Source organism: Clostridium sp. MSJ-8 (assembly GCF_018918325.1).
In the GTDB taxonomy this organism is placed as follows: Bacteria; Bacillota; Clostridia; order Clostridiales; family Clostridiaceae; genus Clostridium.
Genome location: NZ_JAHLQH010000054.1, coordinates 1 through 25,221, shown reverse-complemented (window position 1 = coordinate 25,221; position 25,221 = coordinate 1). Strand labels below are relative to the sequence as shown.

At 32.8% G+C, this 25,221-nt stretch carries 22 protein-coding genes and 1 other annotated feature; of the genes, 13 read left to right on the top strand and 9 right to left on the bottom strand.

The window, feature by feature from the left end; genetic code table 11:
• Positions 1-41: 41 nt before the first annotated feature.
• The 6 genes from KQI77_RS12765 to ileS all read right to left on the bottom strand — a co-directional run bounded on the left by KQI77_RS12765 (position 42) and on the right by ileS (position 8,714).
• A complete protein-coding gene (locus tag KQI77_RS12765) occupies positions 42-431 on the bottom strand; it encodes a phasin family protein (protein WP_253289467.1) in 390 nt (129 codons plus the stop codon).
• Positions 432-439: 8 nt separating this feature from the next.
• Positions 440-1,693 (bottom strand): aminopeptidase P family protein, encoded by a 1,254-nt coding sequence (locus tag KQI77_RS12760; RefSeq protein ID WP_216390820.1) that lies wholly within the window; start codon positions 1,691-1,693, stop codon positions 440-442.
• Between the two features lie 11 nt (positions 1,694-1,704).
• Positions 1,705-3,330, bottom strand: a complete 1,626-nt coding sequence (locus KQI77_RS12755; protein WP_216390819.1) for a hypothetical protein — start codon at positions 3,328-3,330, stop codon at positions 1,705-1,707.
• The gene (locus tag KQI77_RS12750) at positions 3,323-4,048 is read right to left on the bottom strand and encodes an ABC transporter ATP-binding protein (RefSeq protein WP_216390818.1); all 726 of its coding nucleotides are present in this window, start codon (positions 4,046-4,048) and stop codon (positions 3,323-3,325) included. The genes KQI77_RS12755 and KQI77_RS12750 overlap by 8 nt, the downstream gene beginning before the upstream one ends.
• Positions 4,049-4,267: 219 nt before the next feature.
• Positions 4,268-5,266 carry a LacI family DNA-binding transcriptional regulator gene (locus KQI77_RS12745; RefSeq protein ID WP_216390817.1) on the bottom strand — a complete coding sequence of 333 codons (999 nt, stop codon included), beginning with the start codon at positions 5,264-5,266 and terminating at the stop codon, positions 4,268-4,270.
• A 334-nt stretch (positions 5,267-5,600) separates the two neighbouring features.
• Positions 5,601-8,714 (bottom strand): isoleucine--tRNA ligase, encoded by a 3,114-nt coding sequence (gene ileS / locus KQI77_RS12740; RefSeq protein ID WP_216390816.1) that lies wholly within the window; start codon positions 8,712-8,714, stop codon positions 5,601-5,603.
• Positions 8,715-8,825: 111 nt separating this feature from the next.
• Positions 8,826-9,081: a binding site (T-box leader), on the bottom strand.
• A gap of 114 nt (positions 9,082-9,195) precedes the next feature.
• Here ileS and KQI77_RS12735 point away from each other — a divergent pair.
• Entirely contained in the window at positions 9,196-9,411 is a 216-nt protein-coding gene (locus tag KQI77_RS12735; RefSeq protein ID WP_216390815.1) for a (2Fe-2S)-binding protein, read from the top strand.
• Positions 9,412-9,595: 184 nt separating this feature from the next.
• Here the strand turns inward: KQI77_RS12735 and KQI77_RS12730 are convergent, their stop codons facing one another.
• The gene (locus KQI77_RS12730; protein WP_216390814.1) at positions 9,596-10,906 is read right to left on the bottom strand and encodes an aspartate kinase; all 1,311 of its coding nucleotides are present in this window, start codon (positions 10,904-10,906) and stop codon (positions 9,596-9,598) included.
• Between the two features lie 205 nt (positions 10,907-11,111).
• Here KQI77_RS12730 and KQI77_RS12725 point away from each other — a divergent pair, with 205 nt between their 5' ends.
• From KQI77_RS12725 to KQI77_RS12680, 10 genes are all read left to right on the top strand, one after another.
• On the top strand, positions 11,112-12,296 hold the full coding sequence (locus KQI77_RS12725) for a class I SAM-dependent rRNA methyltransferase (RefSeq protein WP_216390813.1): 1,185 nt from the start codon (positions 11,112-11,114) through the stop codon (positions 12,294-12,296).
• Between the two features lie 522 nt (positions 12,297-12,818).
• Positions 12,819-13,085, top strand: coding sequence for a hypothetical protein (locus tag KQI77_RS13115; RefSeq protein ID WP_253289466.1), 267 nt, complete (start codon positions 12,819-12,821; stop codon positions 13,083-13,085).
• Between the two features lie 287 nt (positions 13,086-13,372).
• On the top strand, positions 13,373-13,741 hold the full coding sequence (locus KQI77_RS12715) for a nuclear transport factor 2 family protein (RefSeq protein ID WP_216390812.1): 369 nt from the start codon (positions 13,373-13,375) through the stop codon (positions 13,739-13,741).
• A 352-nt stretch (positions 13,742-14,093) separates the two neighbouring features.
• Positions 14,094-14,720, top strand: coding sequence for a DUF6040 family protein (locus tag KQI77_RS12710; RefSeq protein WP_253289465.1), 627 nt, complete (start codon positions 14,094-14,096; stop codon positions 14,718-14,720).
• Between the two features lie 82 nt (positions 14,721-14,802).
• Positions 14,803-15,396 (top strand): abortive phage infection protein, encoded by a 594-nt coding sequence (locus KQI77_RS12705; protein WP_216390811.1) that lies wholly within the window; start codon positions 14,803-14,805, stop codon positions 15,394-15,396.
• Complete coding sequence (locus tag KQI77_RS12700) at positions 15,397-16,245, top strand: nucleotidyl transferase AbiEii/AbiGii toxin family protein (protein ID WP_216390810.1); 849 nt, start codon at positions 15,397-15,399, stop codon at positions 16,243-16,245. It begins immediately after the preceding gene.
• A 356-nt stretch (positions 16,246-16,601) separates the two neighbouring features.
• On the top strand, positions 16,602-17,291 hold the full coding sequence (locus KQI77_RS12695) for a response regulator transcription factor (RefSeq protein ID WP_216390809.1): 690 nt from the start codon (positions 16,602-16,604) through the stop codon (positions 17,289-17,291).
• On the top strand, positions 17,267-18,532 hold the full coding sequence (locus tag KQI77_RS12690; RefSeq protein WP_216390808.1) for a sensor histidine kinase KdpD: 1,266 nt from the start codon (positions 17,267-17,269) through the stop codon (positions 18,530-18,532). Before KQI77_RS12695 ends, KQI77_RS12690 begins: the two co-directional genes overlap by 25 nt.
• Before the next feature lie 172 nt (positions 18,533-18,704).
• Positions 18,705-19,379: an ABC transporter ATP-binding protein gene (locus KQI77_RS12685; RefSeq protein WP_006426335.1), complete on the top strand. Its 675-nt coding sequence runs from the start codon at positions 18,705-18,707 to the stop codon at positions 19,377-19,379.
• Positions 19,376-21,820 (top strand): ABC transporter permease, encoded by a 2,445-nt coding sequence (locus KQI77_RS12680; protein WP_216390807.1) that lies wholly within the window; start codon positions 19,376-19,378, stop codon positions 21,818-21,820. Before KQI77_RS12685 ends, KQI77_RS12680 begins: the two co-directional genes overlap by 4 nt.
• 159 nt (positions 21,821-21,979) lie before the next feature.
• Here the strand turns inward: KQI77_RS12680 and KQI77_RS12675 are convergent, their stop codons facing one another.
• Complete coding sequence (locus KQI77_RS12675) at positions 21,980-22,216, bottom strand: DUF6061 family protein (RefSeq protein ID WP_117824044.1); 237 nt, start codon at positions 22,214-22,216, stop codon at positions 21,980-21,982.
• Between the two features lie 311 nt (positions 22,217-22,527).
• Here KQI77_RS12675 and KQI77_RS12670 point away from each other — a divergent pair, with 311 nt between their 5' ends.
• Positions 22,528-23,271, top strand: coding sequence for an alpha/beta fold hydrolase (locus KQI77_RS12670; protein WP_216390806.1), 744 nt, complete (start codon positions 22,528-22,530; stop codon positions 23,269-23,271).
• A 239-nt stretch (positions 23,272-23,510) separates the two neighbouring features.
• Here KQI77_RS12670 and KQI77_RS12665 read toward each other — a convergent pair whose 3' ends face one another.
• The gene (locus KQI77_RS12665; RefSeq protein ID WP_216390805.1) at positions 23,511-24,005 is read right to left on the bottom strand and encodes a transposase; all 495 of its coding nucleotides are present in this window, start codon (positions 24,003-24,005) and stop codon (positions 23,511-23,513) included.
• A gap of 319 nt (positions 24,006-24,324) precedes the next feature.
• Here KQI77_RS12665 and KQI77_RS12660 point away from each other — a divergent pair.
• A partial coding sequence (locus KQI77_RS12660) for a helix-turn-helix domain-containing protein (protein WP_216390804.1) occupies positions 24,325-25,221 on the top strand: 897 nt, incomplete at its 3' end.

Sequence of the window (25,221 nt, the reverse complement as noted above, 5' to 3'; positions counted from 1 at the left end):
TTCAAAAAGCCCTTACTCATAAAAAGTAAGGGCAATTTCTATTATTCTACATCTACATCATTGTCAGAAGCATCTACAATAACTTCTTCACTTTTTATCAAGCCTAATTTTTCTTCAATTCTATCTAATCTAGTCTTTATTTCCAATAAATCTGCTTTTGTACAATAATTATTTTCATTTAGCAACTCTTTTAATGATTCTTTAGTCAAAGGTGTCATATCGGAGATTTTAGTTTTTATAGATTCTTTTGCCCCTTCACCCTTATCCTCAATATTTCTCTTTAACTCTTCTGATAATTCTTTTCCTTCATCTATTGATAATTTTCCTTTTTCTATCAGCTTATTAATAACATCTCCAGCTTTTTCACATGTTAATGCAGCTGTACCCACTCCTGTTAAAAATATTTTTCTTGCTTCACTCTTCATATCCATAGTTTAATCTACTTCCTTTCTTTCATAAATTCTTCAATCTCATCCACTGTTTTTATCATATTCTTAGTTAGGACTTCAACGCCACCATCTACAACTAGAATATCATCTTCAATTCTTACTCCTATACCTTCTTCTTCTATATATATACCAGGTTCAACTGTCCAAACCATTCCTTTTTCAAATACAGTTTCTCTATCAACTGTATCCACATCATGAGTATCTAGTCCTAAACTATGACCTATGCTATGCCAATAATATTTACTTACTTCTTCTTCGTCTTTTATCAAACCTAACTTTATACATTCTTCTGCAATCCATTTTCTAGCCTGTTTATTTAATTCTTTATATACAACACCTGGTTTTATTGTATCTATTACTTTTTGATTAACTCTTAAAACTGCATTATATACTTCCTTTTGCCTATCAGTAAATGTTCCATTTACAGGGATTGTTCTTGTAATATCTGCATTATAATAATTCCATTGAGCACCTAAATCAAACAATACTAACTCATTATCTTTTACTTCTGAATTATTATCTACATAATGTAATACAGTTGCATTCTTACCTGCTGCTGCAATAGTTTTAAATGCATAATCCTTTATTCCTTCATTTCTACATGCAAATTCGAAATATGCTTCTAATTGATACTCCTTCATTTTGGGCTTTGCATTTTTCATTATATTTTCTACACCCTTAATAGTTATATCAATAGCCTTTCTTATTTCTTCAACTTCTTCTGAAGTTTTCACTAATCTTAATGGAATTATCTTGGGAAATATATTTTTTATAATTACTGTTTTGTATTTACAGCTAATTTCTTCTGCAAACTTTTCTGCAGCTGTATCTGAACCTTCTAAATCTTCCTTGTTTAAATCTAAATAAATATTTATACTAGGAACCTTCTTTATTATTCTATGAAGATAACTATCTAATTCATTCTTAAAACTAATCTCTTCTATTCCTGATACTTCTCTTGCTTCATCAGGTCTAATACTTTTACCTACCCATCTTTCTCGTTCTTCATCTATTTCTTTTATAAATAATTTTTCTTGTAAATTATTATTTATCTTAGATATAACAAGTAAATGTTCTTCTTCTGCTATGCCAGTGAAATAATAAAAGTTTCTATTTGGAGTAAATTGATAATTTTCATCAGCACTCTTAAGTGGTGCTCTACCAGCTATAAGAATTATTATAGAATTATCCTCTACTTTATCTATTAATCTATGTCTATTTTCTCTAAAAAAATTCTGATTCATAATATCACTCCTTATTTGTAATTATATACTTTATCTGCTAATCCAATCAATCTGTTATATAACATCCAACATATAATAAATGTTATTATTTCCATCAAAATAAACATTACAATAGCACTCTTTATATATAACGAAACAATAAAGAATAAAGCACTTAAAACAATCATTATTATCCATATAAGCATAGGCATAAAATTATTCTTCATCATATTCTTCTCATCGTCCCAATCTAAGTTAGGCTTTCTATAATCAGTATACATTCCTATAATAGTTACTAAAATTACAGTTGTTTCTGCTACTATTATAGCTGGTAACAATATTTCCAAACCAATATCAAGAATTATTAGAAATATCAAAATAATAAGCACTGTTATATTATTTATAATTAAAGAAGAATAGAACTTAGCCTTTAGCTGTTCTGAAGCTTCTATAGGAATATACCTAGCTATAGTAATATCCTTGCCTTCCCTAGATATTGCAGATATTCCTGCTCCTCCTGTAGCAATGAAGAATGATACCATTAAAAATACTATGGCAAATATTGTACTATTCACACCCAATGAATTAATAAACTTCGATATGCTTTTATAATTGCCATTTGATAAAAATGCAACTCCAAATATTATAGGCATATAAACTTGCATTGCTATAGCATTAATGAAAAATTGTGGTGTCCTTAAAATATTTTTTATATCTCGCCTCACCAAAGAACTAAAAACAGTTCTTTTCTTAAACTTACCTCTAATATCATTATCTGATAAAATATCTTTTCTTCTACTATATGTTTCCGATATTCCTATTACACTATTTAAATATAGTTTTCCTCCAACAGCATATAATATTCCAATAACTAGAATGCCTACTAGAACAGCTAATAAAATATTATATACACCTTTTGCCTCCATATTAAATGCTAATGCATTAGCAGAAAATTTGTTAGTAATAAAAAATCCTGATATTTTTCCTATTATACTCTCATCACCTTCTGCTACTAAATTTATAATTTGACTATTATCTGAACTATTCTGTGAAATTATATTTATAGCTATAGCAAAAACTAAAGTAAGACATCCTCCTACCATTTTTAAACCATCTTTATGTTTAGTTAACTTACCAAATCTCATAAGTAACATTGCTAATATAGATACAAGTACCATTGGTAAAATAGGAGATATAAAAAATACTATAATCATATAAATGTAATAAAGTATACCCGCTCCATCTTTAACTCCAAACGCTATTAATGGCAAAATAATTATAGATGAATTCATTAATAAATTAACATATAATGCTGAAAACTTACCTATTACTATATCGCTACTTTTAATCGGCATAGGTAAAAATATTTCAATATCGTTTGAAAAATAAAATATATTTAAAACTGAATATGTTCCAAAAAACATCAAAACAATAACATTACATACTAGCACAAGAGATATTAACATAACATCTAAATTCATAGCTTTTAATTCATCATATGTTGAAATAACAAGAAATACTAGTGGAATCGATACCAAAAATAGGCAAAACGCCATAAATAACCCTAAAAATATTTTCTTTTTCTTATCTTCAGAAGTAAATATATTACTCCAAGCATCCTTTAAAAAATATCTTATTAATATACTACGTCTACTCATTTTCTGTCATCTCCAAGAACATTTCTTCTAATGAATCGTTTTCTTTAAATTCATGTCTCATTTCTTCTAGTGTACCTTGAAATATTAGTTGACCTTTATTGATAACAGCCACCTTATCGCATAATTTTTCTGCAACATCTAATACATGAGTGGAAAACAATACTGTATTTCCTATCTTGGCATGTTCCTTCATCATTTCCTTTAATATATATGCAGATTTAGGATCAAGTCCCGTCATAGGTTCATCCAATATCCACACTCTTGGTCTATGAACAAGAACACCCATAACTACTATCTTCTGTCTCATCCCATGTGAATAACTTTGAATCTTATCCCCTAGTGCATTTTTCATATTAAATCTTTCTGCTAGATCACTTATAGCTTCTTGTCTATCTTCTGAAGATACATCATATATATCTGCCATAAAATTAAGATACTCTAATCCTGTTAACTTCAAAAAAATATCAGGATTATCTGAAACATAACCAAATTGTTCCTTTGCCTCAATTGTATCTTCTATAATACTGTTATTATTTATATATATATCCCCTTCACTTGGTGCTATAACACCAGTTATCATCTTAATCGTTGTTGTTTTTCCTGCTCCATTAGGTCCTAACAACCCAAATATTTGTCCATCTTCAATTTCTAGATTTAAATTATCTATAGCCTTATATATACCATTATAAGTCTTTGTAACATTTTTAATTTCTATCATCAAATCTCCCCCTAAATTTATTATAATAGAAACTTGAATTTATTTCCTTAAAAATTTTCTTAAGATTTTTTTACTTTATAGGAAATTATATAAAATTTGAATCTATAAAAAAATATTATAAACGTAGTACTTATACAATATAAGAGACTAGCCTATAGCGCAAAAAAATAGAGTGTATTTAACATAAAAACACTCTACTTCTTATATTAATTCAGTTTATTACTTTGTACTCTCTCTCTCAATTAATCTATAATCAAGAACATAACTAGATTGTTCTAATTCTTGTTTAGTTAAAAGTTTGATTAACATTCTCATTGCAACTGATCCCATATCATAGCTTGGTTGAGATATAGTTGTTAATTTAGGATAGAATATAGAAGATACTGCATTGTTATTAAATCCTATAACACTTACATCATCAGGTACATTTATTCCTTTTTCTCTTAATCCATTTATTGCACCCATAGCAATTTCATCAGATGCACATACTATTCCTTCAAATTTCTTTTTGCTTTGTACAAACTTATCTACAGCTTCATAACCTGACTTTACTTTCATTGTATCTAAGAATACTAAATCTTCATCTAAAGCAATATTATTGTCATCTAGAGCTTTTTTAAATCCTAGATATCTTTCTCCCCATGCATTTGTATTATCAGCTTCAACACCTATAAATGCTAATTTTTTTATTCCTTTATCTATAAGATATTTTGTTGCTTCATATGTTGCACCAACATTATCTATTGTTACACTAGGTAATCTATTCTCAGAATCCTTTGATTCAACCAAAATTGTATTTAAGTTTAATTCATTGATAAGCTTTAATATCTCTTCACTAAAAGAACTACTCATGTATATAACACCATCTACCATCTTTTCTTTTAGTACTCTTAAATATTCTTTTTCTTTTTCTGAATCAAAGTCCGAATTACATAGTATTACATTATAATCATATATATTTGCTACATCTTCTGCCCCTCTAACTATCTCAGGATAAAATTGGCTTGATATATCTGGTATTAATATTCCTATTGTTTTTGTCCTTTGAGTCTTTAAACTTCTTGCAACTATATTGGGTCTATATCCCAATTCTTTTATAGCATCTAAAACTTTTCTTTTTGTATCTTCATTTACAACATCTATATTATTTAACACTCTAGATACTGTTGCAATAGATACTCCTGCTGTCTTTGCCACGTCTTTAATAGAAGCTGCCATCTTAATCACTCCGTTCATAATATTATACTTAAATTATAACTGTATATAATTTCAAATACAAGAATATATATGTATATTTTATCTTACTTATTTATTAATAAAAGGGCGTTATATAGCGCCCTTTTTTATTAACTCTATAGGAAAATTGCATAAAGTTTAATTCTATGAATAATTATCTTAAACATAGCGTTTATATATTACTAGATATACTACCTATAGAGTTAATAAAGAAAATAGTGCCATGACATAATCCAAAATAAGTTTTAGGATCTGTCATAATGGCTAAACAAAATCTAAGACTTCATAGTCGCCTTGACGATTTTATTCCTTTTATCTACTTAACAACAACAACGTTTATATTAAGCTTTTCTCCATTTATAGTTGTTTCTGTATATTCAACATCAGAACTATTATATACAATATCAACTGTTAATGTATCTTTCTTTATATTATCTGCATATTTCTTGATAATATTCTCTAACATTTCATTTCCAGCAACATATAGATTTATCTTGTCTGCAACTTCGAATCCTTTTTCTTTTCTCATATTTTGAATCTTCGAAATTACTTCTCTTAAATGTCCTTCTTCTCTTAATTCATCTGATATATGAGTATCTAGAACAACACCTATTTCTCCTTCACCTGCAAACGCATATCCTTCTAATCCTTGCATTGTTACTAAAATGTTATCTGAATTTAATTCTATCTCATTGCCATCAATATTGATTACTTCTACTCCACCATTTTTAATCTTTTGAGCTAATTCCATTTGATTTCTTGATGAAATTTCTTTTCTTATCTGAGGAATTAACTTACCATAAGTTCTACCTAATACAGGTAAGTTTGGTTTAAGTTCGAAGTTAACATATTTTGATAAATCAGCCCCAAATTCAATAGTCTTAATATTTAATTCATCAGTTACTATATCACCATAGTACTCAGGTAATGAAGCTGTAGATACTAATATTTCAGAAAGCGGTTGTCTGTTCTTGATATTAGCAGCATTTCTTGCACTTCTTCCTAGTTGTACTATCTTGTATGCTAAGTCCATTTCTTTTTCTAATTCTTTATTAATAGCAGTTTCATCTACTTGTGGCCATAATGTTAAATGAACACTTTCCTTTGCATCTTTATCTAAATTAACAACTAAGTTTTGGTATATCTCTTCTGTTACAAATGGAACAAATGGAGCTAATACTTTTGATAGGTTTACAAGTACATTATATAAAGTAACATAAGCTCCTATCTTATCTTCTGTTAATTCTTCTGACCAGAATCTTGCTCTATTTCTTCTTACATACCAGTTAGATAATTCATCTACAAAAGCTTCTATTTGAAGAGCTGCATTAGTTATATCATAAGAATTTAACTTTTCATCTACTTCTTTTATTAAAGTATTTAACTTAGACATTATCCACTTATCCATAACATTTTCTGACTTAAAGTCCTTATAATCTAATGGATTGAATTTGTCTATTTCAGCATATAATACATAGAATGAATATACATTCCATAATGTACTTAAGAACTTTCTTTGAGCTTCTCCTACGTCATCAATAGAGAATCTTGTTGGAAGCCATGGGGCACTTGCTGTATAGAAATGCCATCTTGTAGCATCTGCTCCTTGTGATTCTAATACAGACATAGGTTCAACTACATTTCCTTTTGATTTTGACATCTTTAAGCCTTTTTTATCTAACACGTGTCCTAAAACTATACAATTCTCAAATGGATTTGTATCAAACAAAGCAGTTGAAATAGCTAATAATGTATAGAACCAACCTCTAGTTTGATCCACTGCTTCTGAAATAAATTGAGCTGGGAAGTTTTGCTCAAATAATTCTTTATTCTCAAATGGATAATGTAATTGTGCAAATGGCATAGATCCTGAATCAAACCAACAGTCTATAACTTCTTTAGTTCTTGTCATTTCCTTACCACAATGTGGACATTTTAAATGTACGTTATCTATATATGGTTTGTGTAATTCTATATCATCTGGAACATTTATTCCTTTTTCCTTTAATTCTGCAATGCTACCTATACATTCTTTGTGACCACATTCACATTCCCATATAGGAAGTGGTGTTCCCCAATATCTATCTCTAGATATTCCCCAGTCAATAACATTCTCTAAGAACTTTCCGAATCTTCCTGTTCTTATATTGTCTGGATACCATTTTATCTTGTTGTTGTTTGCAATTAAATTATCTCTAAGCTTAGTCATTGCAACAAACCAACCTTCTTTTGGATAATATAGAAGTGGTGTGTCACATCTCCAACAATGTGGATATGAGTGCATATGTCTCTCTGATTTAAATAATTTATTATTCTCTTCTAACCACTTACAGATACTTTCATCGCATTTCTTAACGAACTTACCAGCCCAAGGAGTTACTTCATCTACGAATTTACCTTCTTTATCAACTAAGTTAACAAATGTTATTCCATTTGCCTTTGCAACATAACTATCATCTTCACCATAAGCAGGAGCTATATGAACTATTCCTGTACCATCTGATAGAGTTACATAATCTCCATGAATTACTTCAAAAGCTTTTCCTTCTACTTTTGCAAATGGCATTAATTGTTCATACTTAAGTCCAAGAAGAGCATCTCCCTTGAATTCTTTTATTATCTCGTATTCCTCTCCTAGAACCTTATCAGCTAAGTCCTTTGCTAGAATATATACTTCTTCTCCTACTTTTGCTTCTATATAAGTATAAGCTTTATTTACACATAGTGCTAAGTTTGAAGGTAATGTCCATGGAGTTGTTGTCCATGCTAAAATGTACTTATTGTCTTCATCTTTTACTTTAAATTTTGCTATACATGTTAAGTCTTTTACATCTTTATATCCTTGTGCAACTTCATGAGAAGATAAAGCAGTTCCACATCTAGGACAATAAGGCATTACTTTATGTCCTTCATATAGAAGACCTTTTTCCCACATTTGTTTTAATGCCCACCATACTGATTCAATATATGGATTGTGATATGTTACATATGGATTATCCATATCAACCCAATAACCAATCTTATTAGTCATCTTTTCCCACATAGAAACATAAGTAAACACACTTTCTTTACATTCTTTAACGAATTTTTCAACGCCATATTCTTCGATTTGTTCCTTACCAGAGATTCCAAGCTTCTTCTCTATCTCTAATTCTACTGGAAGTCCATGAGTATCCCATCCTGCTTTTCTTATAACCTTGTAGCCCTTCATAACTTTGTATCTAGGAATTATATCCTTCATAACTCTTGTTAAAATATGTCCTACGTGTGGTTTACCATTAGCAGTTGGAGGTCCATCATAAAAAGTGAAGTACTCACCATCCTGATTCATATCAAAATTCTTTTTAATTACATCTTTTTCTTTCCATAATTCTGCAACATCTTCTTCCATGCCAACAAAACCTTTTTGAAGTTCAACTTTTTTGTACATTTTAATACTCCTTTCACTTTCATTCTTAGCCTTTATTACTTTAATCAAAAATATTATTTGCTGATATAAATAATTAATATATTTTTCTTATAGAATAAAAAAAACTTCATCCAAAAGGACGAAGTTACATTCGCTATACCACCTATTGCTAGTTACACATAATCGTGTAGTATTCTATTCAAGTACATCATAATACTCTAATCCTATAACGCAGGCTAACGGGAAAACCTAGTGAACTATAACAATAATAGTTGTTCAGCATCCAACTCATAGGGGATCTTCATTAAGATATTATATAGTCTCACACCTAAACGACTACTCTCTGAAATAACACGTCTTAACTACTTTTCCTAATCACAGTTATTTCCTCTTTTATTTCATCATTATATAATAAATTTTCTTCATTTGTCAAATATTTATTTGCTACAAATCTGTTTATTATATATACTCCATATATAGTTTTAGCAAAGGAGTAATTATTATGAACAATATATCAAATGAAGAAATACTCGATAAATTAACTAAAGTTTGTGTATGTAAATCAATTTCTAGAAAAACAATTAAAGATGCCATAAATAACGGAGCATTAACTGTAGAAGAAGTAATTGCTATAACCAAGGCTGGAACTGGTAGTTGTAAAGGAAACCGATGTATTCCAAAGATAAAAGAATTATTACAAGAACAAAGATTAAAATAATCAATAATTTCCCTATTCATAATATAATTTAATATTTTTTATAAGAAAAAAATAAAGACCCTCTATAAATGCTATATTGTCCGAACTTTAGTTAGTTTATAGCATTTAGGAATCTTTATTTTTTTATTATCTTAAAAATACATAATGATATTATATTATTTACTTAGACCATGTAATATTGATACTAATTGAATTCATTATATACAGCCTTTATAGCTGCTTCAAAATCATCATTTTCAGTTCCTATTAATATATTTATTTCTGAAGAACCTTGATCAATCATTCTTATATTAACACCTGCATCTGCTAGTGCTCCACATACTCTAGCTGCAACACCTTTATTACTTGCCATTCCTTTACCAACTACAGCAATTAATGACATGTTAGGGTGTATTTCTATATTATCTGGATCACAAGTTCTCTTTATTTCTTCTATAACTTTGTCTCTCTTACCCTTTAAATCTGAATCAGATACAACAACACATACTGTATCTATTCCACAAGGCATATTTTCGAAACAGATTCCATTCATCTCTAATATTCCAAGAAGTTTTCTACAGAATCCAAGTTCTGAATTCATCATTGCTTTTTCTACAGAAATAACAGTAAAATCTTTCTTACCAGCAACACCAGTAATAGTCTTGATATCTTCTTTTTCAGATTCTTTTACAATTAATGTTCCTGCATCTTCTGGTTTATTAGTATTCTTAATATTTATAGGAATACCAGCTTGTCTTACTGGGAATACTGCATCTTCATGAAGAACAGAAGCTCCCATATATGCTAATTCTCTTAATTCTCTATATGTTATTTTTTCTATTGCCTTTGGAGAATCTACTATTCTTGGATCTGCCATTAAGAAACCTGAAACATCTGTCCAGTTTTCATATAAATCTGCATCTACTCCTGCTGCAACTAATGCACCAGTAACATCTGATCCACCTCTTGAGAATGTAACTATTTCGCCTTCTTTATTTGCTCCATAGAAACCTGGAATTACAGCTCTCTCTACATTCTTTAATCTATTTCTTATTGCTTTATCTGTTTCTGCTCTATCTAATGAACCATCTTCATTAAATATCATAACTTCTTTAGCATCAACAAATTCATATCCTAAATAATTAGCTAATATTAAACCATTTAAATATTCTCCTCTACTTGCTGCGTAGTCTTTAGATGCCCCATTTTCTAAATCCTTCTTAACAATATCAAGGTGTTTTTGAATATCAAATGTTAGTCCTAAATCATTAACTATACCAACATATCTATCTACAACATGTTTAAATACATCATCTAATGAAATTCCTGTTTCAACATGTGCTTGACATAAGTATAATAAATCAGTAATTTTTACATCTTTCTTATCTCTTTTACCTGGTGCTGAAGGTACTACGAATTTTCTTGCTTCATCAGCCATAATTATATTTTTTACCTTCTTAAACTGATTTGCATCAGCTAATGAACTTCCACCAAATTTAGTTACCTTTAAATTCATTTTATGCGCCCCCATTTTAAATTTATATCCAAGGTTTATTCTACCAAGTTTTAAGATATTTTCAATAGCATTTCTTTCTTTTTCTATCTTTTTATATATTTATTTTGCTTTTATTGATATAATTTTATCTGATATAATGCTTCTACTTGTATTATTGTGTAGAAGCAACTATTTATTACAATAATTTTTGAAAGAGGTTAAAAAAATGATTAGTAAATTTTATTTACATAAAGGAAAAAATAAAAAAGCTGAAAATGGTCGCCCTTGGATATATACTGATGAAATAAATGAATATGAAGGAGAATATCAAAATGGTGATATAGTTGAAGTATATAATCACAAACATTATTTTATAGGCAAAGGTTATATTAATGATCAAAGTAAAATAACTATAAGAATCATGACAAGAGACATAGATGAAGAAATAGATAGAGCATTCTTCAAGAAAAGATTTGATATGGCTTGGGAATACAGAAAAACTGTCATTGATACATCTTCTTGCAGATTCATATTTGGTGAAGCTGATCTTCTTCCAGGATTAACAATTGATAAATTCGAAGATTATTATGTAATTCAGATTTCAACATTAGGAATGGATAAATATAGAGATCTTATAGTTGATATACTTGTTAAAGACTTCAATGCAAAAGGTGTATATGAAAGAAGTGATCTTAAAACTCGTGAAATAGAAGGTTTAGAACAAAAGAAAGGTTTCTTAACTGAACCTTTTGATACCAATATTCAGATAACTGAAAATGGAGTTAAATATATAGTAGACATTGAAAATGGTCAAAAGACAGGTTTCTTCTTAGATCAAAAAGAAAATAGAAAAGCTATCCACAGAATCTGTAAAGATAAAGATGTATTAGATTGTTTCACACATACTGGCTCTTTTGCATTAAATGCTGGTATATCAGGAGCAAAATCAGTATTAGGTATAGATGTTTCTGAACATGCAATAGAATGTGCTACAAAAAACGCTGAACTTAACAACCTTCAAGATATAGTAAAATTTGAATGTCATAATGCCTTTGATGTACTTCCAGCTTGGTCTAGAGAAGGTAGAGAATTTGATGTTGTTATATTAGATCCTCCTGCTTTTACTAAATCAAGAAACACTATAAATGGTGCTAAACGTGGGTATAAAGAAATAAATCTAAGAGGATTAAAGATGGTAAAGAGCGGTGGATACTTCATAACATGTTCTTGCTCTCATTACATGAGTGAAGATTTATTAAAAGCAACTATTAATGAAGCAGCTCACGATGCACGTAGAATATTACGCCAAGTTGAATTCAGAACTCAATCAGCAGACCACCCAATTCTATGGAATTCAGATGAGAGTTATTATTTAAAATTCTTTGTCTTCCAGGTTGTCGATGAAAAGTAATGACTGGAAAGTAGCTGAAATGCTTGATTTATAAGGAATTGAAGGCATTCGACGTTTACAGTGAAAACCTCGTAAAGTATCGCAAAATATCACAAAACCGTGATTCAAAGTGGTAAGAAAAGTGGTAAGTCTGAGTGGTAAGCACCTGAAATGTAACGAGTGGTAAGCTTATGGGGAAAACGGTATGTTCTATTTGAATGATAACGGGAAATTAACAAAAGACTAACCATGGACTAACAAAGAACTAACCACACGTATCTTTCTTTTTGAAATAAGAGATGATAATATTATTGTGGAAAGAAAAATGACTTACAAAAAGTTACAAATATATACGGAATGACTACGGTTTAGCTACGGTATTGAGACTTTTTTTGAAAAGGAAGCTATGATATTATTATCATGGAAGTAATGAACAGAGAGTGATCGAGAAAATTCGGTTGCTCTTTTTTTATTGTGAAGGGGGTTACATGTGCTATAATAAAACAAATTAACAAATCGGTATTTTAAGGAGGATGCTGTCTTATGAAAATACATATTATTGGTTGCAGTGGTTCTGGAAAAACCTATTTAGCAAATGCACTTTCAAAAAAGTATAATATTTCCCATTTCGACTTAGATGATATTCAATGGGATAATAACGCCAAAGAATATGGCAAAAAGAGAACGCTTGATGAACGAAAAGCGTTATTACAAGAAATATTATATAATAATGATGAGTGGATAATTGAGGGGTATATTATGCCTGGGTACAGCAAAGTTTTGATGAAGCTGATAAAATATATGTTTTAGATATGCCTGGTTATTTATATAAAAGTAGAATTATTATGCGCTCTATAAAAAGAAAATTGGGAATACAAAAAGGAAAAAGAGAAACTTTGAAATCGGTCTATAACCTTTTGAAATGGACTGAAACTTTTCAGAATAAAAATCTGAAAGAAATAAGAAGTATTTTAGATAGATATGATGATAAAATTATATGGCTATCAAGAAAAAAAGATGTAGAAAAAATAATAAAGGCGGTATGATAACTTTCAATTTGCAGAATTAAGAAAACTGGTAATTGTGAGGAGAAAAGAATGAATATAAAGCAATTTGGGAAAGCTGTTCTTGCTCAGGATGAGGAAGAAATTAGAAAATATTTCCACAAGGATGCCTATGTAAATTGGCATTGTACCAACGAACATTTTACTGTGGATGAATATATTATTGCGAACTGTGAGTACCCTGGAGAATGGGATGGAATTATCGAACGGACAGAAATAGTAAATGAGTTAATTATCACCGTTACGCAAATCTATCCCAGGGATAAAAGTATTTCTTTCCATGTAACATCCTTTATTCAAACAAAAGATGATAAAATCATAGCAATGGACGAATATTATGCCGATGATGGAAGTGCACCGCAGTGGAGATTGGACAAGCACATAGGAACATCTGTTAAATAATTTTCAGTTTATAGGGATGATTCAATAATTATTTTTGAATGAAAAAAGGTGCGAAGCACCCTAGTCCGTCCAGGGCGACAGCCTTGGCCCATAGATGTGTTGTGACACATCGTATTGGGTTATTATCTGTCACGCTTCGCTCAGATATCGTAGCTTTGCTACGAAAAGAAAAATTGAATTTGTAAAGAAAGCAGCAAGGGCTGAAAAAAGGAATCGAGAAATCGGTTCCTTTTTTTGTTATGGCGACGTGGAAAATGCAACATGCTTGCATGTTTGCATTTGACGACCACTAATCAGCGCCACAGCGTGCAGAGCGCGTTGTGGCGCTGGCACGGAAAAGGAGAAAATTGAGATGGAAAAGAAAAAAGTGCCTTATGAGAAATGTGAAAAATGTGACCGTACTGCTTACCAGAAAGCAAAAGAAAAATGCGATAACCGTAAAAGCCAGTTAGAAAAGAAATATAAAAATATGACGGTTGGTTATGAAAGTATCCTGTTTCTACTGGCATGGTACAGTATAACAACAACACTGTTTACCGCTATTCTTTCTCCGGTTTTCCTTAACGACTGTAGCAGCTTTTTCGGTGCGTTAGGAAAAGGAATGGGAAGTTTGCTTCGGGAGTTTGTGCTAGGTGCAGACTCTTTCGGACAGTTAAGCAGCGGAATACCTAACCGTATCCTTTCCGGGCTTATGTACTGGCTGATCGTAGCTATTGTTATGGGAATTTTATTTATAATAACCGGATTACTGATAGTTGGGATTGGCTATCAGGTTGGAAAAATCTACCGGAAATATTGCTGGGATATCCTCAGTATCATAGTGGCGATAACGAGTACAGCTATTGTAATTTACTTTGGAGAATGGATTAAAAACGCTATTCCGATAAATCTCATGGTATTACTATTACTATCACATGTTATTTATATTGGAATTCGATGCTATGTGAAAGACTGGATGGAAAAACGGGGATATTTTTAAAATCTAATTTGTTCATTGGCGTTATTTATATTTACTTTCATGCTAATATATATTATCATATTAGCATGAAAGGAGATTCTATATGACTCAATTTGAAAAATTAGATTTGTTATTGCGTGAATGTGGAGGGACAATTCAGACATTTCAAGTCTTAAATAATGGAATTAGTAAGTCTGTGTTTTATGCCTATGTGAAGGAACGAGGATTAGAGCAAGCTTCTCATGGTGTGTATGTATCACCTGATACGTGGACAGATGTGATGTACCTTTTGCATTTGCGTTGTGGTCAAGCTGTATTTTCTCACGAAACTGCATTGTTTTTTCATGATTTAACGGACAGAGAGCCTTTGAAATACACCATAACAGTAAGAACCGGGTATAATCCGAGCCGTTTGCAGGAAGACGGTTTTCAAGTGTATACAGTAAAAAAGGATTTACATGAAATAGGGATTACAACTATGCCGACATCATTTGGACATTCAGTTCCGGTTTATGATATGGAGAGAACGATTTGCGATCTGCTTCGCAGCAGGAAAAATATTGAAATGCAGGTATTCCAAGATGCATTAAAGCAATATGCGAAGCGTAAGGATAAAAACTTACGAATGCTTATGAAATACGCAGCTATGTTTCATGTTGAAAAGATACTAAGACCATATTTGGAGGTGTTACTTTAGATGATAACAACGGCAAGACAATTAAAGGATTTGATTCGTAATCTGTCAAAGAAAAAATCCGCAGATGCACAGATTTTGATGCGGAATTATATGATGGAACGTTTTTTAGAACGAATTTCTTTATCAGAGTATAAAAATCAGTTTATATTAAAAGGTGGGATGCTGGTGGCGGCAATGGTCGGTCTGGATGCCAGAGCTACTATGGATCTGGATGCTACCATAAAAGGCACTAATGTCAGTGTGGAGGATGTAGAGATGATTATATCCAAAATTATATCAATCCCCCTGAACGATGGTGTCTCGTTTCGGATCAAACGGATATCAGAAATCATGGAAGAAGCAGATTATCCGGGTGTTCGTGTAAGCATGGAAACAAAATTTGATGGAGTAATCACACCATTAAAGATTGATATTTCTACAGGAGATATCATTACACCAAGAGAAATCAAGTACAACTTTAATCTTATGCTTGAAAATCGCACAATCGAGGTATGGGCATATAATCTGGAAACGGTATTGGCTGAAAAACTGGAAACTGTTATTAGTCGAAACGTTACAAATACACGAATGAGAGATTTTTATGATATTTATATTTTACAAAAGTTGCATGGAGAACAACTCAAAAAGCAAGTTTTATGGAATGCACTTGTGGCAACTGCAAGAAAACGTGGAACATTGGAGCAGATAAACTCTGGGGATATAAGAGAAATATTTGATGAAATAGAAATAAGTTCTGTTATGGAAAATTTATGGAAAACATATCAAAAAAATTATTCTTACGCTGCTGATATTTCATGGCATGCAATTATGAAATCAATTTGTACATTATATGGAAGTATGTTAAAATGAAAGAAATTAAGTTAAAAGGGGAATAAGAAATATCCTTACAAGCGTATTCGGAATTTCTATAAAATATGAAGCAGGGAATCATCAGGATTCTTTGCCTGTTTATATTGCAGGGAGTTATGATTTTCACACAGCATATATTGGAAACAGACGCTGTATAATGCTTGCTCCGACAGAAGAACTTGCCACACTTTCGGCATTGAAAAAGCAAAAGCATATTTGACGACTCCTTTCAGAGGATAACAGTGTTGACGATAGTTCCATTGTTTTATCTTTTGGAGATACAAACGATGAGAGAATTGAAGAAGCAGTACTCTGATATTAAATATATATAGTTAATAAAGAGAGGTGCATATGCTATGCCAGGTATACTCGTGGTTGAAGATGATGAAAATTTAAATCGTGGAATTACATTCTCACTGAAAAAATCCGGATATGAGGTTTTTTCAGCAGAATCAATGAAAAAAGCGAAAAGAATTGCAAGTGATCATAATGTGGATGTTACCATTTGTGATGTGAATCTTCCGGATGGGAATGGACTGGAATTTGTAAGGTGGATGAGATGCAATTATAATACATACATTATTTGTCTTACAGCACTAGATCAGGAGATGGATCAGGTCATGGGATATGAAGCAGGGGCAGATGATTATATTACAAAGCCGTTTAGTCTTTCGGTACTTCTTTTGAAAATAGAAGCACATTTCCGCCGCAGACAGGAGAAAACGGAAGTCGGAAAGATGATTTCGGGAGATATCGTATTTATCGCAGGAGAAATGAAAGTCCTGATAAAGAGTCGTGAAATCAGTTTGACAAAAACGGAGTTGAAAATGCTGACTTTTTTTCTTCAGAATCCGAAACAGATTCTTTTAAAAACACAAATATTGGAAAATGTGTTTGATCTGGAAGGGGATTTTGTGGATGAAAATACAATCGCTGTCAATATCAGAAGACTCCGTGAGAAAATCGAAGACAATCCGGCTGCACCAGTCTATATAAAGAATATCAGAGGTCTTGGGTATATATGGAATCAGGAGGTAAGGCAGTGACAAAGAGATATCGCAAGAAGATTACAGTAGTGCTCTCCTTGGTATTACCTGTCATATTATTGTTTGCAATATTAAATTGCTTTACCACGTATGTGTTTTATGAAGATTATAAATATAAAATGAATCTTATGACAGAAATTGCAGCAAAGGAAAAATTTTCCGGGCTGGATGCTGTTTCGGAATTGCTTAAGGATAAGGATATTGAAACCAACGAACAGGGAAGGCGATTATTGGAGCAATATGGATACTGGGGAAATAAAGGGAATGTGTTTTATTCGCAATTCCGGCATCAGGTTATGGTGACCGGTGCTGTAAGCACTGTGATATGCGTGCTTCTTTTGATTATTTTATTTTATTGGAAGAAGACAGAAGATGCGTGTCATCAGAAAATTTTAGACCAGTTAGAAGAAATTCTGATCAGATTCCGTGAAAATAAATTTGATGATTTACTGAAAACGGAAAATCACGCTGAACTGGAAAAATTGAATGACCAGCTTGAAGCAATCGGACATCATATTCAGTTGCTAAAGGAAGAAGCACGGGAAGAAAAAGAGAGCACGAAAGAAATGGTTTCTGATATCTCTCACCAGTTAAAGACACCGGTTGCAGCTTTGGATACATGTTTTAGTGTGCTGATGCAGAATGACTTAAGTGCCACAGAACAGGAGGAGTTTCGTATTCGTTGTCGGAGTGCTCTGGATGGACTGGAGACATTATTGCAGTCGCTTCTTGAAATATCCAAGATGGAAACCGGACTGATTCAGATTAATAAGAAAAAACTTCCGCTTATGGATACTGTCATATCTGCTGTGAACCGTACTTATCCAAAAGCGGATGAGAAAGAAATTGAATTCGTTTTTGACTATGCAAAAGAGCTGGAAACATGCATGGTTGTGCAGGATAAAAGGTGGCTTGGTGAAGCTTTTATCAACGTTCTGGATAATGCGGTCAAGTACAGTCCGGGTGGTTCAAAAATATTTATCCGGTTACAAAAAAGAAACGATCTTGTAAGAATGGAAATTGAGGATCAGGGAATCGGTATTCCGCAGAATGAGTATCACAAAATTTTTCAACGATTTTACAGAGGAGGTTCCAGGGAGGTCATGGAAAAGAGTGGTACAGGAATCGGACTTTTTCTATCGAGAGAAATTATCGAAAAACACGGAGGTACGATCACGGTAACTTCCGGCAAAAAGAAAAAAGGAAGCATGTTTGTGATTCAATTACCATATGTTGGTTAAATTTTAAGTGGGCAGAAATCTTACAATTCTGTAAGACTTCTGCCCACTTTTTGAAAGTGAAATGAAAGATTATATTGCTACAATCAGCATGTAGGTTGAAAAATGATATATAAACAGGCAAAGAAAGTGTGCTGAAAAGGTACGCTTTACAGAATTGAAAAGGAGGCAACACATGAGTGTGATATTAGAAACCAAGCAGCTTTGTAAGTTTTATGGCGCAGGTGAGAATCAGGTCAAAGCGGTCAATCAGGTGGACATTCAGATTGAGCAGGGAGAATTTGTCGCAATTGTTGGAAAGTCAGGTTCCGGTAAAAGTACATTACTTCATATGCTTGGAGGGCTAGACACCCCGACAAAAGGCAGTGTTACTTTAGCAGGGAAAGATTTATACAGGATGAAGGAAGATGCCCTTGCTGTTTTCCGCAGAAGAAAAATCGGATTTGTTTTTCAGGCATTTAATCTGGTTTCATCTGTTAATGTCTGGGAAAATATTGTACTGCCACTGGGGCTGGATGGAAGAAAAGTGGATGAAGCGTATGTAAATGATATTATTGCAACTCTGGGGATTGAAAACCGGATTTATAATCTGCCAAATCAGTTATCCGGAGGACAGCAGCAGAGAGTAGCGATTGCAAGAGCACTGGTGAATCGTCCGGAAATTATATTTGCGGATGAGCCGACAGGAAATCTTGATTCTAAGACCAGTGATGAGGTGATCGCTCTGCTTAAGATGACAGCAAAAAAATATGGACAGACAATTGTAATGATTACCCATGATGACGAAATTGCACAGGTCGCTGACCGTATTCTGGTAATTGAGGATGGACAGGTGGTGGATTTCAGATGAAGACAATAAGCAGGATTGCATATAGCAATGACAAAAAGAACAGGACAAGAAGTATACTGATCATGATGGCAATCTGTCTGGCCACGATGCTGCTTGTTATCATCAGTACTGTGGGAAATGGGGTAATTCATTTACAGAAAAGTCAGGCGGCAGGATCATATGGAAGCAATTATGGTCTGTTTGTTTCCGCAGACGGATCGCAGTTAAAAGAAGTAAACCGCCGTGCGGAAATAGATGCTACAGGCACTATGTGCACCGAAGGTATCATAAAAGGCAATGAAAAAGGCGGGTTTGTCTGCATGGATGAGACTGCAAGAAAAATGCTTCCCTATAATAAGGAATATGAGTTGAAGGAAGGAAAGTATCCGGAAAAAATGCAGGAAATTGCCGCAGGAAGAGCATTTTTTCGTGCAATGGGGTATGGTGATGTAAAGATCGGAGATACGGTTACACTGGATTACCGCGCAGGGATGCAGTCAGAATATAAGCCGGAAGAATTTGTTGTCAGCGGAATCCTATATGATCGGGATGAGTATACCATCGAGGCATCTTATGTTGCTTTCGGGTCACAGGAGTTTTATGATGAGCACGTCGCAGAGAATGACAGACAGTATAATATTTATTTTACTTTAAATGATTCTGCAAATGTATCTATGAATAATATTGATTCGGTTATAAAGCAGATTGCAGCAGCTTGTGGGATCGAAGAAAAAAACGTTATAGTCAATGATCTCTATTTGCAATGGGTCTTGCAGCCGAGTTATGAAATGATTGCGGTATGCGGGGTTTTGATTCTTGCAATTGTACTTTTCTCTGTTGTGGTCATTTATAATATTTTTCAGGTCGGTATTGTCAACAAGATACAGGAGTATGGAAAAATCAAGGCTCTGGGAGCGACAAAAAAGCAGATGAAACAACTGATCTTCAGAGAGGGCATTTTTTTGACAATTTTTTCAATACCGGTTGGATTGCTTTTTGGCTTTCTGATTGCAAAATGCGGTTTTAACTGGCTGGTAGAACAGGGAAACCTTGTATCAACCGGAACTGGATTTATGGGAGATCAAAATCAGCAGGTGCCTCTGTTTTCCCTGCCTGTTATGCTTCTATGTATTTTCGTGTCATTTTTTACCGTTGCTTTGGCGCTGCGTAAACCAATGAAAATTGTTTCACGGATTTCACCTATCGAAGCAACACGGTATTTAGAAAATGCAGAAACACAAAAGAGAGGAAAACGAAATGGCAGAAAAAATGTCACTGTGTTTTCTATGGCAATGGCAAATGTGACGGGTAATCCAAAAAGAACCATTGGTACCATCCTCACAATGGGGCTTTCCTGCACATTGTTTGTGATTATCTCTAATTATGTGGGAAATATTGACACGGAGCATGAAGCACGTCTTTCCGTTAATCATGGACAATTCGAACTGCAGCTTGACTATTCTGCTGAGTATGATGAAAGATATCCGGAGAATAATCTGGATACGATTCTGACGGACAATCCATTGAATGATTCGCTGATTGAAGAAATCAAAAGCATTCCGGGAGTGACAGATGTCATGACGAGAGAGATTGTCTCTGTAAATCTGAACGGAACAAGATTTCCGGCTGATATTGTGAGTAAAAAGGATTTTGATTTTATGCGCCAGGACGGGGATATTGGCTCTATGGACTATGATCAGGCGATAAAGAATGGTGATATTTTCTTTGGCTGGTCGACGTGGATGGAACAAGATGGATATGCTCCGGGAGAATCCATTGCATTTGACTTTGAGAATGGAAGTGGAACCTATACCTATCGGGGAAAGATTGCAGGATCCTTTGTAAGTGCGGACACTTATCTTGTCATTCCGGAAGGTGTATACCGTTCCATGAATCCGAGGGGAACAGCCTATGGATATCTGTGGGTGGACTGTGATAAAAAAGATGTTGCATCTGTGGAACAGAGTCTGAATACTTTGATTTCGAATGCTTCGCATATAAAAATGGATACCTATCATGCACAGTTACAATCTGCAGAATTAGCAGCCCGCATGATGAAGCTTGGCTGTTATCTGTTTATGGCGGTTGTAGGACTCATCGGTTTTATGAATATGGCAAACACCATGATCATGAATATTACGACAAAAAAGCAGGAATATGGTGTATTACAGGCTGTGGGTATGACAAATAAACAATTAAATTTATGTCTGCAGTTACAGGGACTGATTTTTACGGTTGGCACCATATGCGTAGCTTTGATCATTGGTCTGCCGCTCGGCTATGCACTTTTTTCCTATGCAAAACATAATGGAATATTTGGAATGAATGTCTATCATGTTCCAATTACACCAATTCTTGCTATGATTTTGCTGGTCAGCCTTTTGCAGATTGTGCTTTCCTGCGTTTTAAGCAGTAATCTGAAAAAGGAAACGCTGGTAGAAAGAATAAGGTATCAGGGATAGCAAGTATTGCTGGGATATCCTCAGTATCATAACAGGAATTAAAAGCACTTGGTTTCAAAAAGTTTTGTACTTTTGACAAAATGCAACCGATTTTTCATCAATTATAATAAATTTGATTAAGCAGCTTGTGTGTAATGAAGCATACAGGCTGCTTGCATTTTATAACTCTAATGAATCTTCTGTATCTACCCACATCTGTAAATTGCCCTCAAGATATAATCTCGCATATTCAAGTGGTTCATCGACTGCAAGTGAAGTCAATGCACAGTCTGATCCGGGTGTGGTTTTTAAATCCTTTTCGGCTTCCCAGCAGTCAATGCGAAGCATATAGCCAACATTTGTATAAATGTCAATGCTGTTTCGTTGTGGATTGTATTCTGCAAATATTGTTCTCATCGTATCCCATCTCCTTATCATTTAATCAATCATTAGTAGCAAAAATTAAGAAGCATTTCAATCAGTCCACCATGTCACTTTTATTTTATGTTATACTGTTTTATATAATTTTTTTGCCCTTGTATTTGCCCTTATCAGAGTTCATAAACACTGATGGGACGATATAACACAAGGGAAAAAATAAGGAAAAGATCACCTGCGACAAATCCAGTGTTTTCAAGGGTTTGCGGAGAATTTAATAACAAAATATAACAGTTATTAAATCTCTTAAAACAGGTGAAATCTCAATCGAAATTTGTGGAGATAGTATAGTGAAGTATGTTGAATATGGACTAAAACAAAATAAGACAATTATGCTTTTGCATGGCGGCGGATTGGCTCCTTGGAATTATTCCGAGGAGGCAGAACAGCTCCAAGACAGATATCATATCATCATTCCGATTCTTGATGGACATAGCGGAAGTGACAAGAATTTTACTACAATCGAGAATAATGGGGACGAGATTATCGCTTATATAGACCAGAATCTCAATGGAAAGGTTTTTATGATTTGTGGACTTTCTCTTGGAGGGCAGATTCTCACAGACATACTAGCAAAGAGAAAGGATATCTGCAAGTATGCAATCATCGAAAGTGCGCTTGTCCTGCCAATAAAGGTGACATATGCACTGATTCAACCAGTTTTTTCAATATGTTATGTTCTGATAAAGAAGCGTTGGTTTGCTCAACTACAGTTTAAATCATTGCATATCAAGAATAGCCTTTTTGAAGACTACTATCGAGACAGCGCAGCGATCACAAAAGAAAATATGATCTCATTTTTAAAAGCCAATTCTAATTATAAACCCAAAGAAGATCTAAAAGAATCGCAAGCTAGCGTTCTTATATTGGTAGGAAGCAAGGAGTCGGGAATTATGAAAAAATCTGCCAAACTTTTATGTGAAAAAATCCCAAGCTCCACATTGGAAATGCTGCCTGGGTATTATCATGGGGATTTAAGTTTGAATCATGCTTCCGAGTATGTTCAGAAAATAGAGAAATATATATCTAAGTGACAAATTCCAGCTTATAGGGATGATAGAATAATTATATGGGTATAAAAAAGGTGCGAAGCACCATAGTCCGGCCAAGGCAACAGCCTTGGCCCATATAGATGTGTTATGACATATCGTATTGGATTATTATCTGTCATGCTTTCCTCTGACATAGTAGCTTTGCTACGAAAAGAAAAATTGAATTTGTAAAGAAATTAGCAAGGGCTTGTGCATATCAACATCAAAGTGTTTTTCTGCATTTATCCGTTAGGATGCAATATTAATTTTGCTGCCAGAAGTTTCTGACTATATCTTCCATACATAGTTCTTTTTATCATTTTTAATTTGCTATTAGTTCCTTCGACAAGTCCATTGCTTAAATCATTAGAAACTGCATTCTCAATTGCTTCAATATCCTTTAATGATCCATTTGTAAATGAAGCTATTTCTGATATATCCGAATTTCTATATTTATCTATAAATATGTACAATAATGCTAAGTTTTTGGTTTTAAATATTTCTCGAAATTCAATAATGCATTTTTTTAATGTGAATATTGGAGGATAATTATGATATATATGGTCCTTTTCTGTTTCTGACAACTCTACATCCATCCATAAATGTTTAAAAATATAGCTTCTTTTTAAATAGATATATTCATTATTAATCGCACCACTAGGTGTTTTTATACTGTTAATAACAGGAGAATACTTATTTATATTTAAATTATTATTTTTAACTACTTTACGAATCATATGCCTTGCATTACTTTTGGATAGTTTATATCCTTCTGCTATAACAAGGCAAAAAATGAAGCACCTTTAGGTGCAACCAGTAAAGGTTTTGTGGTCAGCAGACCATTCAACGTGCGAGAAGCACGGACAGTAACAAAGCCTTATAGATTCAGTGCAAACCACCCGTTATGATTGTATGATACCCGTTGGAGTGTCAAATTATCTTTTTTGTAAATTGAAAAAGTAAGTTCCGTTTTTTAATCAAAACGGAAGTTAGTCCTGCAAAGAGTTTGATATAATTAATTTGATATTTGTCCTAAACATGTTAGGAGGAGTAATTATGTCAAATTTATGCAAAGGAAAACATCTTAGAATCGAGGATAGACTTATTATAGAATATGGACTTGATGAAAATTATGCATTAAAAGAAATTGCTGAAAGAGTTGGAAAAGATCCAACAACTGTTTCTAAAGAAATTAAGAGAAATAGGTTCTTGAAAACAAGCAAACGCAAGGAACACGATATTAAGCCGTGTATGCACCGAAAAAATTGTACTAAAATGAATCTATGTAACAACAACTGCAGTAAACAATGTAAAAAATGTACCTTTGTAAATTGCTATAGAGTATGTAAAGATTATTCTATCCAGCAATGTTCTAAGCTTAGCCGCTATCCATACGTTTGTAACGGATGTAACAAAGTCACTACGTGTACGGCAGAAAAGAGTTATTATAAGGCCAAAGTTGCAGAATCAAAATATAAAGAAATCCTTGTATCATCAAGAGAAGGACTTAACATAACATCTAGAGATTTAAAGAAAATAGATGATATTATTTCCCCACTTATATTTAAAGGACAATCAATATCTCATATTTTTACACATCATAAACATGAACTTAATTGTTCTGAAAGAACATTATATTATTATTTTGACAAAAATGTTTTTACAGCTAGAAATATTGATTTACCAAGGAAAGTAAAATATAAGTCAAGAAAAAAAACTTCATTTTTTACAATTAAAAATGCAACAGATAAAGTAAATAGAACCTTCAATGATTTTGTAAAATATATTGAAGAAAATCCCGGTGTACAAGTTGTTGAAATGGATACTGTCCACGGCACACGAAGTGGAAAGGTGCTTTTAACCTTCCAATTTAGAAGTTGTTCATTAATGCTTGCATTTATAATAGATAGCTGTAGTCAAGTAGCTGTAAATGAAGCAGTAGATAAACTATAT